Below are 13,601 nucleotides of genomic sequence, written 5' to 3' on the forward strand. Positions count from 1 at the left end.
TCGCCGGGTCCCCGCGCTCAGTCGCCGGCCACCCGGCCGAAGAGCACCGCGTCGCCGTGCGTGCCGTCGGGGTAGTCGAGGCACCGGCGCACCACGCCCTCCTCGGTGAAGCCCGCGCGCCGCGCCACCGCCTGCGACGGGGTGTTGGCCACGTCGGTGAACAGGTGCACCCGCGGCGCCCCGCGGGCCAGCGCCCAGCCGGCCAGCCCCGCGGCGGCCTCCGCGGCGTAGCCGCGGAGGCGGGCCCACGGGGCGATCCAGTAGCCGATCTCCGGCCCCAGGCGGCCGCCGGTCAGGTGGTGCAGCCCGCAGGCGCCGACGAAGACGCCGTCGGCCTCGATCGCGCACCCGAGGTCGGTGCCGGCGGCGCGGCCGCCCGGGGCGACCCGCAGCACGAAGTCGGCCGCGGAGTCCCGGGTGTAGGGGGAGGGCAGCGCGGTCAGCCAGCGCCGGGTCGTCGGGTCCTGGCAGGCGCGGAAGACGGGGTCGACGTCGTCCTCGCGCATCGGGCGCAGCAGCAGGCGGGCGGTGGGCACGACCTCGGTGGTGAGGTCGACGCCGGTCAGGTCCAGGGCCGCGGGGGACACCGGCCCATCCTCAGGCGTTGCCCAGCACCCGGTCGACCGAGATCTCCAGGACCACCCGCTGCGGGTTCTCGCGGGGGGCGCGGTAGCGCTGCGCGTAGCGCGCCTCGGCGTCGGCCACCGACGCGGCGTCGTCGCGGACCACGGCCGTTCCCTCCAGGGTCAGCCACCGCCGGCCGTCGACCTGGCAGACGGCCACCCGCGCCTGCCCGTCGCGCACGTGCCGCGCCTTGGCCGACCCGCGCGAGGTGATCACCCGGGCGGTGGCGGTGGCGGGGTCGAAGGTGACGCCGACCGGGACGACGTGCGGGCTGCCGTCGGCGCGCAGCGTGGTCAGCGTGGCCAGGTGGCGCTCGGTGAGGAAGGCGAGCAGTTCCGGCGCGAGATCGTGCGGGTCGTGGGCCACGCGGAGAGGTTAGGTGGCCGCGACGGCGGGCACCGGCCGCGCGTGGAGCTGGCGGGGGCGCGGGTGCTGGTGGCCGGTGCGACGGGGGCGCTGGGCGGGGACCTGGCGCGGGCGCTGGCCGGGGCCGGCGCGCGGGTGGCGCTGAGCGGGCGCGACGACGGCCGGCTGCAGGCGCTGGCCGCCGAGCTCGGTGGGGCGCCGGCGCGGGCCGCGGACGCCGTCGACGTCGAGGCGGTCCGGGTCGCGGTCGGGCACGCCGCGGCGGCCCTCGGTGGCCTCGACGCCGTCGTCGTCGCGTGGGGGGTGGTCGCCTTCGGGCCGGCCGCCGAGGCCGACGACGCGGTCACCGAGGAGCTGTTCGCCGTCAACACGCTGGCGCCGATGAGCCTGGTGCGCGCCGCGCTGCCCCACCTGGCCGACGGCGGCGCCGTCGTCCTGCTGTCGGCGATCGTGGCCGACGCCCCCACGCTGGGCATGGCCGAGTACTCGGCGAGCAAGGCGGCGCTGTCGGCGTGGGCCGCGGTGCTGCGGCGGGAGCTGCGCGGCCGGTCGATCGCGGTCCTCGACGTGCGGCCCCCGCACGTCGACACCGGCCTGGTCGACCGGGCGCTCGCCGGCACCCCGCCCCGGCTGCCCGCCGGGCACGACCGCGGCGAGGTGGTGGGCGCGGTGCTCGACGGCCTCCGCGAGGGGGCCAGGGAGGTCGTCCTCGACCCGCGGGAGAAGCGCCTGGTCCGGCGCTGAACCGCCGCGGGCCGCGTGCGGCCTCCCCGGCATGCCCGGCGGGCCGCCTACGCTGGACCCGTGGTGTTCTCGAGGATCCTCCGTGCCGGAGAGGGCAAGCTCGTCCGTCGACTGGAGCGGATCGCCGACGCGATCGACCTGCTCTCCGACGACGTCGCCGACCTGACCGACGCCGAGCTGCGCGCCAAGACCGACGAGTTCAAGCAGCGTCTGGACGACGGCGAGACCCTCGACCAGCTGCTGCCGGAGGCCTTCGCCGTCGTGCGGGAGGCCGCCACCCGGACGCTGGGCCAGCGGCACTTCCGGGTGCAGCTCATGGGCGGTGCCGCGCTGCACCTGGGCAACATCGCCGAGATGCGCACCGGTGAGGGCAAGACCCTGACCGGCGTGCTGCCTGCCTACCTCAACGCGCTCACCGGTGAGGGCGTGCACGTGGTCACGGTCAACGACTACCTGGCCAAGCGCGACGCCGAGTGGATGGGCCGGGTGCACCGCTTCCTCGGCCTCAGCGTCGGCACCATCCTGTCCGGGGAGAAGCCCGCTCACCGCCGCGAGCAGTACGCCTGCGACATCACCTACGGCACGAACAACGAGTTCGGCTTCGACTACCTGCGCGACAACATGGCCTGGTCCAAGGCCGACCTGGTGCAGCGCGGCCACCACTACGCGATCGTCGACGAGGTCGACTCGATCCTCATCGACGAGGCCCGCACCCCGCTGATCATCAGCGGCCCGGCCGAGTCGGCCGGCAAGTGGTACGTCGAGTTCGCCCGCATCGTGCCGCTGATGAAGCGCGACCAGCACTACGAGGTGGAGGAGGCCAAGCGCACGGTCGCCGTCACCGAGGAGGGCGTGGAGTTCGTCGAGGACCAGCTCGGCATCGACAACCTCTACGAGGCGGTCAACACCCCGCTGATCGGCTACCTGAACAACGCGCTGAAGGCCAAGGAGCTCTTCCACCGCGACCAGCAGTACATCGTCAGCAACGGCGAGGTGCTCATCGTCGACGAGTTCACCGGCCGCGTGCTGGCCGGCCGGCGCTACAACGAGGGCATGCACCAGGCGATCGAGGCCAAGGAGAAGGTGCAGATCAAGGACGAGAACCAGACGCTCGCCACGATCACCCTGCAGAACTACTTCCGGCTCTACGAGAAGCTCTCCGGGATGACCGGTACCGCCCAGACCGAGGCGGCCGAGCTCTCCCAGACCTACAAGCTGGGCGTCGTCCCGATCCCGACGAACCGGCCGATGGTCCGCGAGGACCGCTCCGACGTCATCTACAAGACGGAGAAGGCGAAGTTCGACGCCGTCATCGACGACATCGCCGAGCGGCACGAGGCCGGCCAGCCGGTGCTCGTCGGCACCGCCAGCGTCGAGAAGTCCGAGATCCTCGACAAGCTGCTGCTGCGCCGGGGCATCCCGCACGAGGTGCTCAACGCGAAGAACCACGCGCGGGAGGCGGCGATCGTCGCGCAGGCCGGCCGGCTCGGCGCGGTCACCGTGGCCACCAACATGGCCGGCCGCGGCACCGACATCCAGCTCGGCGGCAACCCCGAGTTCATCGCCGACGAGGCGCTGCGGGCCCGCGGGCTGTCGCCGTCGGAGACCCCCGACGAGTACGAGGCCGCCTGGGACGAGGCGCTGGCCGCGGCCAAGGACCAGGTCAAGGCCGAGCACGAGGAGGTCACCGAGGCCGGTGGTCTGTACGTGCTGGGCACCGAGCGGCACGAGAGCCGCCGCATCGACAACCAGCTGCGCGGCCGGTCGGGCCGGCAGGGCGACCCGGGGGAGTCGCGGTTCTACCTCTCCCTCGGCGACGACCTGATGCGCCGGTTCAACGGCCCGATGCTCGAGTCGATGATGACCACGCTGCGGGTCCCCGACGACCAGCCGATCGAGTCGAAGATGGTCACCCGGGCCATCCGCTCGGCGCAGACGCAGGTCGAGCAGCAGAACTTCGAGGTCCGCAAGGACGTCCTCAAGTACGACGAGGTCCTCAACCGGCAGCGCACCGTCATCTACGACGAGCGCCGCAAGGTCCTCGACGGCGAGGACCTGCACGAGCAGGTGCAGCACGTGCTCGACGACGTCGTCGGCGCCTACGTCGACGGCGCGACCGAGACCGGCTACGCCGAGGACTGGGACCTCGAGAAGCTGTGGACGGGGCTGAAGTCGCTGTACCCGGTGGGCCTGGACCTGACGGAGCTGCTCGACCGCGTCGCCGACGGCGAGCAGGCCGCGCTGACCGCCGAGGTGCTCAAGCAGGAGCTGCTCGACGACGTCCACCGCGCCTACGACGAGCGGGAGGCGGCGCTGGGCTCGGAGGTCATGCGCGAGCTCGAGCGGCGGGTGCTGCTCAGCGTGCTCGACCGCAAGTGGCGCGAGCACCTCTACGAGATGGACTACCTGCGCGCCGGCATCCACCTGCGCGCGATGGCCAACCGCGACCCGGTCGTGGAGTACCAGCGCGAGGGCTTCGACATGTTCTCCGCGATGCTCGACGGCATCAAGGAGGAGTCGGTCGGCTTCCTGTTCAACCTCGAGGTCAAGACCAAGGAGCAGCAGGAGGCCGAGGCCCGCGCCCAGCAGGCCGAGGCCGAGGCCAGGGCGCTGGCCGCCGCGCAGGAGGGCACCGCCCGCGTGCTCGCCCGCCAGCGCGCCGCGCAGGAGGCCGCCGCGGCCGCTGCCGCCCAGGCTCCCGCTCCGGCGGCTGGGGCCCCGGTCGAGGGGGACGGCGCCGCGCCGGCGCCCGCCGCCGCCCCGGTGTCGGTGGCCAAGCCGGCGGCCAAGCCCGCCGCCCGTCGCTCGACGGGCGCCCCGGCCGGCCGCCCGGGCGTGCGCAGCGGTGGCCGGCACGCGGCCCCGGCCGACGACGCGCCGTCGCCGTCGGCCTCGTCGCCGTCGGGCACCGGCCCGCAGCTGGCGGTCAAGGGCCTCGACGAGCCGCGCCGGCAGGAGAACCTGAGCTACTCCGCGCCGTCGCTGGACCCGTCGGCGAAGGAGAGCGGCCGGGCGAAGGCGGCCAAGACCGCCACCGTCACCGGTACCAAGGAGCCGGCCCGCAACGCGCCGTGCCCCTGCGGGTCGGGCAAGAAGTACAAGGCCTGCCACGGAGCCGCCGGCCGCTGACACCGGCACCTGCGACACCCCCGGCGCCCCGCAGACCCGTCGAGGTCGGCGGGGCGCCGTCGTCGTGGCGGTGGGGGGGGCGGGGGTGCTCAGCGGGTGACCGCGTCGACGACGGCGGTCATCAGCGCGTGGTGGTCGTAGGCGCGGGTGGTGTTGGCCATGACGACGACCCCCAGGCCCAGGTCCGGGTAGAGCCGCATGGCGTTCCAGAAGCCGCCGCCGGTGCCCCAGTGCTCGACGAAGCCCGGGGTGGCGTGGCGGTCGGCGGGGCGGCGGAACCAGCCCAGGCCCAGGTCGAACGGCCGCCCCGGCGTGGCGATGGTGCGCATCGCGCGTGCGGACCCCGCCGTCAGGACCCGGGTGCCGTCGATGGTGCCCTCGGCCAGGTGCAGCCGCAGCAGCCGGGCGGCGTCGGTGGCGGTGCCGACGAGACCGCCGTAGCCGGCGCCGGCCACCCGGAACGGGCGCAGCGCCACCTGCTCGCCGTGCCGGTCGCCGACGATCCCGCTCGGCAGCACCGCCCGGAGGACCGGGGTCAGCGGCCGGGGCAGCCGCACGTACCCGGTCGCGTACTCGGCGCCGGGCCGGTGCGCGTAGCCGGTGGCGGTCATGCCGGCCGGCTGCAGCAGCACCCGCCGCACGTGGTCGGTGAACCGTTCCCCGGTGACGGTGGCGAGCACCTCGGCGAGGACGAGGTAGCCGAGGTTGGAGTAGCGCGCCGGCGCCCCGGCGGGCCGCGTGGGGCGGTCGTGCCGCGCCGACACCCGCCGGACGACGGCGTCGACCTCGGCCTCCGGAGCGTCGGCCGGCAGCACCCAGCGCACCGGCAGGGGGTTGCCCGCCCCGGCCGTGTGGTCGAGCAGCTGGCGCACCCGCGGCTGCTCCCCCGACCGGGCCGCGAACCGGGGCACCAGGTCGCACACCGGGGCGTCGAGGTCCAGCCGATCCTCGTCGGCCAGCCGCATCGCCACGGTCGCGGTGGCGATCTTCGACATCGAGAACCACGGGTACCCGGTGTCGGCGGTGGCCGGCCGCCGGGTGGCCAGGTCGGCGTACCCGTAGCCCCGGGCGGCCAGCAGCCGGTCGGGGCCGGTGACGGCGACGGTGAGACCCGGCACGCGGTGGCGGGTCATCAGCTCGGTGACGGTGCCCCGGACGTCGTCGAGCACGGTGGGCTCAGCGGGGCGGGTGGACGAGGTCGGGGACATCTCGGGTGCCTTCCTGCCGTCGTGATCGGACGAAGTCGACGTAGGCGCGGACGTGCGCCTCCTCGGCAGCTGTCAGCGGGGGGCCCGCGTAGGTGAGCCGGGCGGTGGTCTCCGGTGCCGCGGTCGCCACGGTGTAGGGCCGCGGGTCCAGGCCGCCGACCTCGCGCAGGGCGGCGTCCATCCGCTGCAGGGCGGCCCGCTGCCTCGGCTCGTCCGGGCCGAGCGCGGCGGCGAGCGCGCGAGTGGCGGCGAAGAAGGTCTCCGCGGCGCGCGCGTGGGCCTCCTCCCCGGCCGGGGTCAGTGCGAGCAGCCGGGACCGGCCGTCGGCGGGGTTGGGCCGCTGCTCCACGTGCCCGCGCTGCTGCAGCCGGCGGACCTGCGTGGAGATCGTCGTCGGGCGCATCGCGGTCCAGCGGGCTACCTGCGTCGCCGTCGTCGGACCGAAGCGGCGGAGCAGGGAGTAGAAGCCGAACTCCTCCCCGGACAGGCCGCCCTCCTCGGTGAGGACGTCGTCCAGCGCTCCGGAGACGAGGTGGTTGACGAGCCAGAGGTCGAAGAGCACCGACATCTGCGGTGTGCCGGTGGGAGCCTCCTGCGACATGACGCAGACCGTACGACTTCGCACCACTTCCGTGCAAGTCCGTACTGGATCGTTGGGCGCCGCGTCACCCGATGGACAGTGCGGTGCAGCGCCAGTGCCCGCCGACGCCCTCCAGGCGTGCCGCGACCGCGTGCGCCCGACCCGCCCGGCGCGCCACCGCGCTGACCTCGGCCACGCCGTCGACCGGCTCGCAGACGTGCACCGGCCCGAGCAGCACCGGCGTCGTCCCCCCGGCGCACCACGCCGGGCGCCGTCCCGCCAGCAGGGCGCCGTGCACGCCGGGCGCGGTCAGCCGCTGGACCTGGGACAGTGGCCGCCGCCCCGCCAGCGCCTCGAGCACGGTGGTGAACAGCAGCCGTCCGGCGGCGCGCGGGTCCGGCAGCCGGGCGCGCGCGGACCAGGCCGGGCCGAGCAGATCGGCCCGGCGGCCGCCGTCGGCGGCCGGCCGGGGTCCGGGGCGGTGCGGCGGCCGCGGCGGCGGGGTGGTCGGGTCGACCAGCGCCACGACCGGGCCGCGCAGTGGTGGGTGGAGCGCGGGGACGATGGTCAGCCGCGGAGCGAGGTCGGCGGTGGGCGCGGCGGTGCGCGGCGAGGCGGTCACGGGGGCTCCCGGGGGGTCGGGTCGGTGGCGGTCGGCGCGGGCCGGGGGAGCGGCCGTGGGTGCTGCGGTGCTGTCGGGGTCGGGCCGGCGGCGCCGGGCCGGTGGGGTCAGGCCGGTGGGCGCAGAACCTGCCCGGGCAGCAGCAGGTCGGGGTCGTCGCCGATGACGGCGGCGTTGACGGTGCGCCAGCGGTCGACGGCGGTGAGGACCTCGGCCTCGGTCGGGTGCCGGCCGGTGCGCGCCTGCAGGTCGGCCCCGGCGATGGACCACAGGCACTCGCCGCGCAGCACGACGTGGTCGGCCGGAGTCGGTCCGGGCCGGTCGGGGGCGGCGGGCCCGGGCGGTGCCGGCCAGTCGGGGACCGTGGCGGCCGGGGCCCGGGTGGGCCAGTCGGGCACGGACGGCGCCCGGGTGTCGGCCGCCGCCACGACCACCGGGGCGCCGGCCGCGGTGGTGCAGGCGGTCAGCGTCGGCGCCGTCACCAGGCCGATGCCCAGGGCCAGGGCGGCCGCGCGCCGCCCCGAGGCGGGCAGCAGCCCGCGCAGCAGCACCCGGGCGGCCGCGCCGGCGAGGCCGGGCAGGGCCGACAGCGCGGTGAGGGCCAACCCGAGGGCGCCCCAGGTCCACACCAGCCAGGCGACCGCGGCGACCCCGGTGAGCAGCACGGTCTCCGGGCCGGCGGCGTCGACGACGCGCTGCAGGTCGAGTCCGTGGGCGGGGAGAGCCGGCAGGTCGGGCGTGAGCGCCCCCAGCCCGGCCGCGACCGCGGCCATCACCGCCGTCGTGACGACGAGTCGACGACCCGACATCTGACCTCCTCTCCATGCGTCGACGCACCAAAGCAGACAAACGCAAGCAAACGCAAGGGTTTGAGTGGAGCTAGGCTCGCGGTCATGCGCTGGCAGCAGCTGTTCGCCGACCTGCAGGCGGAGTTCGACGAGGCCACCGCGGCCGAGGAGCGCGCCCAGCTGCCGTCCCGGTCGCGGGCGGAGACGGGGGCGGTCCGGCTGACGGAACGGCTCGGCGGGGCGCTGGGGGAGCGGGTGTCGCTGCGCTGCCGGGGCGCCGGCGAGGTGGCCGGCCGGCTGGAGGAGGTGGGGCCGGACTGGGCGCTGCTCACCGACGACACCGGGCGGGAGGTGCTGGCGGCGCTGCCGGCCGTCGTGGCGGTGTCCGGCCTGCTGCGGTCGACGGCGGCCGCCGAGCCGGCGTCACCGGTGCGGGCGGCGCTGGACCTGCGGCGAGCGCTGCGCGGGCTGGCGCGCGACCGCAGCGCCGTGGCGGTGCTGTGCGACGACGGCGGGGTGCTGACCGGGACCGTCGACCGGGTCGGTGCCGACTTCGTGGAGCTGGCCGAGCACGCGCCCGACGAGTTCCGGCGGCCCGGGGCCGTGCGGTCGGTGCGGGCGGTGGTGCTCGGGGCGGTGGCGGTGGTGCGGACGCTGACGCCCGGCGCCGCCTGAGCTCAGCCGCGGGAGCGGCGGCCCCGGGGGGGCGCGGAGCCGGCCGGCGCCTCGGCCGGCGCGTCGGGGTCGGCCGTGGCGGAGTCGTCGGCGGGAGGCACGGCACCGGCGCGCGCCTCGGCGTACTTCTGCTGGATGAACCGCTCGAGCTCGTCGGTCTCCACCCGCCACTGGCCGCGGCCGCCGATCTGGATGGCGATCAGCTCGCGGCGCCGTACGAGCGCGTAGACCTGCGCCCACGAGACGTTGAGGATCTCGGCGACGTCGTCGAGGGTCAGGAAGCGCGGTGTGGGCATGGCTCTCCGTCCGGTCGCGCACCAGTCTGGCAGCAACGCACTCACCCGTGCGCATCTCGTCCACACCCGAACGTGTGGACAGCCGGTGCACGCAACCGCGTCCGTATCGCATCATCTGCGTCCGACCGCGCGCTGACCGCCGGTCGCGTCCGTGTCCGCCGGGAGGCGGACCGCCCGGGCCGTCCCGGACGACCACGAGGAGGAGTGCCCGGTGAGCGCTGCCACGCGCACGGCGCCGGTGGCGGGGGAGACGGCGACCGGGCCGGTGCCGCGGCGCGTGCGCCCGCCGCGGTGGCTGGACCTGCGGCTGGTGCTCGGCGTGCTGCTCGTCCTCGGGTCGGTGCTGCTCGGTGCGCGTGTGGTGAGCGCCGCCGACGCCACCGTGCCCGTCTGGTCGGTGGCCGGGGACCTGACCGCCGGGACCATCCTCGAGTCCACCGACCTCGTGGCGGTCGACGTGCGGCTGGGCGACGCGGCCGGCGCCTACCTGTCCACCGGCACCGACCCCGCCGGGCGCACGCTCGCCCGCGCGGTGCGGGCGGGGGAGCTCCTGCCGCGCACCGCGCTGGAGGAGCCGGCCGACCTGGTGCAGGTGGCGCTGCCGGTGCAGGCCGGGTACGCACCGCCGGGGCTGGCCCGCGGCCAGGTCGTCGACGTCTACGGCGTGACCGACCCCGCCGGCACGGCGACCGGCGAGGGCGTGGCGCTCGTGGTCGCCGCCGCGCCGGTGCAGGCCGTCAGCGGGCGCGCCGAGGGCGTGCTCTCCACGGCGACGACGACCGTGCAGGTGGTCATCGGGGTGCCGGCCGCCGGGGCCGCCGACGTGCTGGGCTCGATCGGCGGCCGCCCGCTGGTCGTGGTGGTGCACGGCTCCGTGGACGGCGCGGTGGACGGCGCGGTGGACGACGCGGTGGACGACGCGGTGGACGACGCGGTGGACGACGCGGCGGGCGGCGCGGTGGACGGCGCCGTGGACGGCGCGGGGGGCGGCGGCGCGTCGGCCGGTGGGTCACCGGCCACGCGGAGCACCGCACCGGGTCCCTCGTCCGACACGGCGCCGACCACCTCACCGACCACTGTGCCGACCGGGCCGACCACCGCGCCGACCGTGCCGACCGGCTCCGTCCCGGTGCCGACTGCGCCGCTCGTCCCGCCCGTCCCGCCCGTCCCGCCCGTCCCGCCCGCCGATCCCGCTGCCGGTGCCCCCGCCGGGCCGACGCTCTGATGGCACTCCAGGTCGTCACCGCGGTCACCGGCGCCGCCTGGGAGGCCGCGCTGGTCGGGGCCCTCGACCGGGCCGACCACGGGGTGACCGTGGTCCGGCGGTGCGTCGACGCCTCCGACCTGCTGGCCGCGGCCGCCACGGGCACCGCCCAGGCGGCGCTGCTGTCGGCGGACCTGCACCGGCTCGACGTCGACGCCGTCGCCCGACTCGGCGCGGCCGGGGTCGCCGTCGTCGGACTGGCCGACCCGGCCGACGAGCGGGCCGCCGAGCGGCTGCGCGCGCTGGGGGTGGCCACCGTGCTGCCCGCCGACGCCCCGCCGGAGGAGGTCGTCCGGGCGCTGCGCGAGGCCGTGACCGGACCCGCCGCCGGGCACGGCGTCGCCGACCCCCGGGCGGCCCTGCCCACGCCCCGTCGCGGTGGGGCCGGCCCGGCGGTCCGGCGCCCGTCCCGGGGTCGGGTCGTGGCGGTGTGGGGTCCCACCGGCGCGCCGGGCCGGACGACGGTCGCCGTCGGCCTCGCCGACGAGGCCGCGCGCCTGGGTGCGGCGACCCTGCTGGTCGACGCCGACGTGTACGGCGGGGTCGTGGCGCAGGTCCTCGGTCTGCTCGACGAGTCGCCGGGACTGGCGGGCGCCGCGCGGCAGGCGGCCGCCGGGGCGCTGGACGAGGCGGCGCTGCAGCGGCTGGCCTGGTCGGTGCGGCCCGACCTGTCGGTGCTGACCGGGCTGGCCCGCGCCGACCGGTGGCCCGAACTGCGCCCCCGTGCGGTCGCGGCGGTGCTCGACGAGGCGCGGCGGGTGGCCGACCTGGTCGTCGTGGACTGCGCGTTCAACCTCGAGGAGGACGAGGAACTGTCCTTCGACACCGCGGCACCCCGGCGGAACGGGGCCACCGTCACGGTGCTGCAGGCGGCCGACGACGTGCTGTGCGTGAGCGGTGCCGACCCGGTCGCACTCCACCGCACGATCCGGGCGCTGGGCCAGCTGCGCGACCTGATGCCGGACGTCGAGCCGGCCGTGGTGGTCAACCAGGTCCGCCGCGGCCCCGTGCCCGGCGACCCCCGCCAGGAGATCGGCGACGCCCTCGAGCGGTTCGCCGGCCGCGGCGTGCACGCCTTCCTACCCGCCGACCGCGGCGCCACCGACGCGGCGCTCGCCTCCGGACGGACCCTGGCCGAGGTCGCCCCCGGGTCACCCCTGCGCACCGGGCTGCGCACGATGGCCGCCGGGCTCGCTCGGGTGCCCGATCCCGCACCGGGACGGCGGCTCCTGCGCCGCCGCGCCGGCTGACCGACCGCCCGGGCGGAGGGTCCCGCCCCGCCCGGCTGGGGAGGGCGCCGGCCCCGCCGTAGCGTGGACCCCCGAGCCGGAGGAGGACGATGGCCGAGCGGCTGAGCACCCTGGACGCGTCGTACGTGTACCTCGAGGAGGCCGGCGCCCCGCTGCACGTCGCGGGCGTGCTCGTGCTCGAACCGGTCGAGGGCGGACTCGACGCCCTCGCCGAGCTCGTCGAGGCGCGGCTGCCGCTGGTCCCGCGCTACCGGCAGCGGGTCGTGCCGGTGCCCGGCCACCTGGCCAACCCGGTGTGGGTCGACGACCCGGACTTCGACGTCGCCTACCACGTGCGGCGCTCGGCGGTACCGCGGCCGGGCACGCAGGCACAGCTGCTCGACCTGGTCTCCCGGGTGACGTCGCGGCCGCTGGACCGCGCGCGGCCGCTGTGGGAGGTCTACCTCGTCGAGGGGCTGGCCGAGGGCCGGGTCGCCGTGGTGACCAAGACCCACCCCGCGCTCGTCGACGGGCTGGGCGCGGTCGACATCGCCCAGGTGCTGCTCGACACGACCCCGGACGCGCCACTGCCCGCCGTCGACGACTGGGTGCCCGCCCGCGTCCCCGGACCCGTCGAGCTGGTCCGGGACGCGCTGGCCGAGTACGTCGAGCGGCCCACCGCGGTGCTGGAGCACGCCTGGGCGGCGGCCGGTGACCTGCGGGCGACGGCGGCCCGTGTCCGCAGCGCGGCCGGGGGGCTGGTCCGCGCCGCCGGGTCGGCCGCCGTCCCGCCACCGCAGGGGCCGCTGAGCCGGACGGTCGGGAGCCAGCGGCGGGTCGCGGTCGCGCGCGCCGACCTCGACGACCTCAGGGCGATCCGCAAGGCGCACGGCGGCACGGTCAACGACGTCCTGCTCACCGTCCTCACCGGTGCGCTGCGCGACTGGCTGCTCTCGCGCGGGGAGCCGGTACTCGGCTCGACCGTCGTGCGTGCGCTCGTGCCCGTCTCGCTGCAGGGCGAGGAGCCGGGTGCCGCGGGCGGTGGTGTGTCGGCCCACCTCGTCGACCTGCCGGTCGGGGAGCCCAACCCCTGGGTGCGCCTGGCCCGGCTGGGCTACGCCATGCGCAGCGTCACCGACTCGGGGCGGTCGGTGCGGGCCAGCAGCCTCGTCGCGCTCACCGGGTTCGCCCCGCCGACGCTGCACGCGCTCGGTGCCCGCGCGGCCCGCGGTCTGTCGCGGCGGCTGTTCAGCCTGGTGGTCACCAACGTCCCCGGACCGCAGGTGCCGCTGTACGCCGCGGGCAGCCGGATGCTGGAGGTCTTCCCGGTGGTGCCGCTGCTGAGCGGTCAGGCCCTGTCGGTCGGGATGACCAGCTACGACGGGCGGGTCCACGTCGGGCTCAACGCCGACCTCGACGGCGTCGGCGACGTCGAGGTGCTCGCCGACCTCCTCGAGCAGGAGGTCGCGGCGCTCACCGAGTCCGTCCGCTGACCCGCTCGGCGCCGGCCGCCCGGCGGCGCGGGATACCGTCGCCTCCCCAACCCGAGAGGAGCGGCTGCGTGCGGATCTACCTGCCGGCGACGACCGGCGTCCTGCGCCGACTGGTCGACGAGGGCCGGATCGGCGGACCGCACACGGCCTTCGCCGTGACACCGGCCCTGCGGGACTTCTACGCCCTCAGCGACGCCGCGGCCGACGTCGAGGAGCTCGAGTACGCGGCGCTGCTCGGCGCCGCCCGGGCCAGCCTCCGCCTGCTCGACGTGGACCCCACGGCCGCCCGCCGCCGCGTGGTGCTGGCCGCCGACGTGCCCGACGCCGCGGTCACCCCGGTCGACGACGCCGACACCGACCCCGGTGCGGTCCGGGTGTCCGCCGACGTCGCCCTCGCCGACGTCGCCAGTGCGCACGTCGACGGCGCCGAGGCCGAGGACGACGTGCGGGCGGCGGTCGCGGTGGTGCTGGAGGCCGACCTCGGCAGCGACGAGGCCCAGTTCGTCGTGGACCAGGCCGAGGGGCACGAGCTGGCCTGGTACGCGACCCAGGAGATCGGCCCGGCACTCGACCTCCTCTGAGC

The 13,601-nt window shown here is 76.8% G+C and carries 14 protein-coding genes; 7 read left to right on the top strand and 7 right to left on the bottom strand.

Annotated elements, in window-relative coordinates; genetic code table 11:
* Window positions 1-17: 17 nt before the first annotated feature.
* Both CHC04_RS02345 and CHC04_RS02350 read right to left on the bottom strand, forming a co-directional pair.
* Window positions 18-587, bottom strand: coding sequence for a GNAT family N-acetyltransferase (locus tag CHC04_RS02345; protein ID WP_089402260.1), 570 nt, complete (start codon window positions 585-587; stop codon window positions 18-20).
* Window positions 588-597: 10 nt separating this feature from the next.
* Window positions 598-990, bottom strand: a complete 393-nt coding sequence (locus CHC04_RS02350; protein ID WP_089402261.1) for a pyridoxamine 5'-phosphate oxidase family protein — start codon at window positions 988-990, stop codon at window positions 598-600.
* On the opposite strand from CHC04_RS02350, the gene CHC04_RS02355 reads away from it, so the two are divergent.
* Window positions 982-1,734: an SDR family NAD(P)-dependent oxidoreductase gene (locus CHC04_RS02355; RefSeq protein ID WP_245816926.1), complete on the top strand. Its 753-nt coding sequence runs from the start codon at window positions 982-984 to the stop codon at window positions 1,732-1,734. The genes CHC04_RS02350 and CHC04_RS02355 overlap by 9 nt on opposite strands.
* A 60-nt stretch (window positions 1,735-1,794) precedes the next feature.
* The gene (secA, locus tag CHC04_RS02360) at window positions 1,795-4,863 is read left to right on the top strand and encodes a preprotein translocase subunit SecA (RefSeq protein ID WP_089402263.1); all 3,069 of its coding nucleotides are present in this window, start codon (window positions 1,795-1,797) and stop codon (window positions 4,861-4,863) included.
* A gap of 89 nt (window positions 4,864-4,952) precedes the next feature.
* On the opposite strand, the gene CHC04_RS02365 is transcribed toward secA, so the two are convergent.
* The 4 genes from CHC04_RS02365 to CHC04_RS02380 form a co-directional block, all read right to left on the bottom strand.
* Window positions 4,953-6,071, bottom strand: coding sequence for a serine hydrolase domain-containing protein (locus tag CHC04_RS02365; RefSeq protein ID WP_089402264.1), 1,119 nt, complete (start codon window positions 6,069-6,071; stop codon window positions 4,953-4,955).
* Complete coding sequence (locus CHC04_RS02370) at window positions 6,040-6,672, bottom strand: MarR family winged helix-turn-helix transcriptional regulator (RefSeq protein ID WP_089402265.1); 633 nt, start codon at window positions 6,670-6,672, stop codon at window positions 6,040-6,042. Before CHC04_RS02370 ends, CHC04_RS02365 begins: the two co-directional genes overlap by 32 nt.
* A gap of 64 nt (window positions 6,673-6,736) precedes the next feature.
* The gene (locus tag CHC04_RS02375; RefSeq protein ID WP_089402266.1) at window positions 6,737-7,273 is read right to left on the bottom strand and encodes an Rv3235 family protein; all 537 of its coding nucleotides are present in this window, start codon (window positions 7,271-7,273) and stop codon (window positions 6,737-6,739) included.
* A 107-nt stretch (window positions 7,274-7,380) separates the two neighbouring features.
* Window positions 7,381-8,082, bottom strand: a complete 702-nt coding sequence (locus CHC04_RS02380) for a LysM peptidoglycan-binding domain-containing protein (protein WP_089402267.1) — start codon at window positions 8,080-8,082, stop codon at window positions 7,381-7,383.
* Between the two features lie 84 nt (window positions 8,083-8,166).
* Here CHC04_RS02380 and CHC04_RS02385 point away from each other — a divergent pair, with 84 nt between their 5' ends.
* Complete coding sequence (locus tag CHC04_RS02385; protein WP_089402268.1) at window positions 8,167-8,736, top strand: hypothetical protein; 570 nt, start codon at window positions 8,167-8,169, stop codon at window positions 8,734-8,736.
* A gap of 2 nt (window positions 8,737-8,738) precedes the next feature.
* Here CHC04_RS02385 and CHC04_RS02390 read toward each other — a convergent pair whose 3' ends face one another.
* Window positions 8,739-9,032, bottom strand: a complete 294-nt coding sequence (locus CHC04_RS02390; protein WP_089402269.1) for a helix-turn-helix domain-containing protein — start codon at window positions 9,030-9,032, stop codon at window positions 8,739-8,741.
* A gap of 211 nt (window positions 9,033-9,243) precedes the next feature.
* On the opposite strand from CHC04_RS02390, the gene CHC04_RS02395 reads away from it, so the two are divergent.
* The 4 genes from CHC04_RS02395 to CHC04_RS02410 all read left to right on the top strand — a co-directional run bounded on the left by CHC04_RS02395 (window position 9,244) and on the right by CHC04_RS02410 (window position 13,599).
* Window positions 9,244-10,257 (top strand): SAF domain-containing protein, encoded by a 1,014-nt coding sequence (locus CHC04_RS02395; RefSeq protein WP_141233672.1) that lies wholly within the window; start codon window positions 9,244-9,246, stop codon window positions 10,255-10,257.
* Window positions 10,257-11,546 (top strand): CpaE/TadZ family protein, encoded by a 1,290-nt coding sequence (locus CHC04_RS02400; protein WP_089402270.1) that lies wholly within the window; start codon window positions 10,257-10,259, stop codon window positions 11,544-11,546. The genes CHC04_RS02395 and CHC04_RS02400 overlap by 1 nt, the downstream gene beginning before the upstream one ends.
* 89 nt (window positions 11,547-11,635) lie before the next feature.
* Complete coding sequence (locus CHC04_RS02405) at window positions 11,636-13,018, top strand: WS/DGAT/MGAT family O-acyltransferase (RefSeq protein ID WP_089402271.1); 1,383 nt, start codon at window positions 11,636-11,638, stop codon at window positions 13,016-13,018.
* 68 nt (window positions 13,019-13,086) lie between these two features.
* Window positions 13,087-13,599: a DUF6912 family protein gene (locus CHC04_RS02410; RefSeq protein ID WP_089402272.1), complete on the top strand. Its 513-nt coding sequence runs from the start codon at window positions 13,087-13,089 to the stop codon at window positions 13,597-13,599.
* Window positions 13,600-13,601: the final 2 nt, after the last annotated feature.

Source organism: Geodermatophilus saharensis (assembly GCF_900188205.1).
In the GTDB taxonomy this organism is placed as follows: domain Bacteria; phylum Actinomycetota; class Actinomycetes; order Mycobacteriales; family Geodermatophilaceae; genus Geodermatophilus; species Geodermatophilus saharensis.

Excerpts from the sequence above, each read along its gene's own strand:
- CHC04_RS02365 (WP_089402264.1), bottom strand. The coding sequence starts at position 6,071 with ATGTCCCCGACCTCGTCCACCCGCCCCGCTGAGCCCACCGTGCTCGAC.
- CHC04_RS02405 (WP_089402271.1), top strand. The coding sequence starts at position 11,636 with ATGGCCGAGCGGCTGAGCACCCTGGACGCGTCGTACGTGTACCTCGAG.
- CHC04_RS02400 (WP_089402270.1), top strand. The coding sequence starts at position 10,257 with ATGGCACTCCAGGTCGTCACCGCGGTCACCGGCGCCGCCTGGGAGGCC.
- CHC04_RS02385 (WP_089402268.1), top strand. The coding sequence starts at position 8,167 with ATGCGCTGGCAGCAGCTGTTCGCCGACCTGCAGGCGGAGTTCGACGAG.
- CHC04_RS02380 (WP_089402267.1), bottom strand. The coding sequence starts at position 8,082 with ATGTCGGGTCGTCGACTCGTCGTCACGACGGCGGTGATGGCCGCGGTC.
- CHC04_RS02370 (WP_089402265.1), bottom strand. The coding sequence starts at position 6,672 with ATGTCGCAGGAGGCTCCCACCGGCACACCGCAGATGTCGGTGCTCTTC.
- CHC04_RS02390 (WP_089402269.1), bottom strand. The coding sequence starts at position 9,032 with ATGCCCACACCGCGCTTCCTGACCCTCGACGACGTCGCCGAGATCCTC.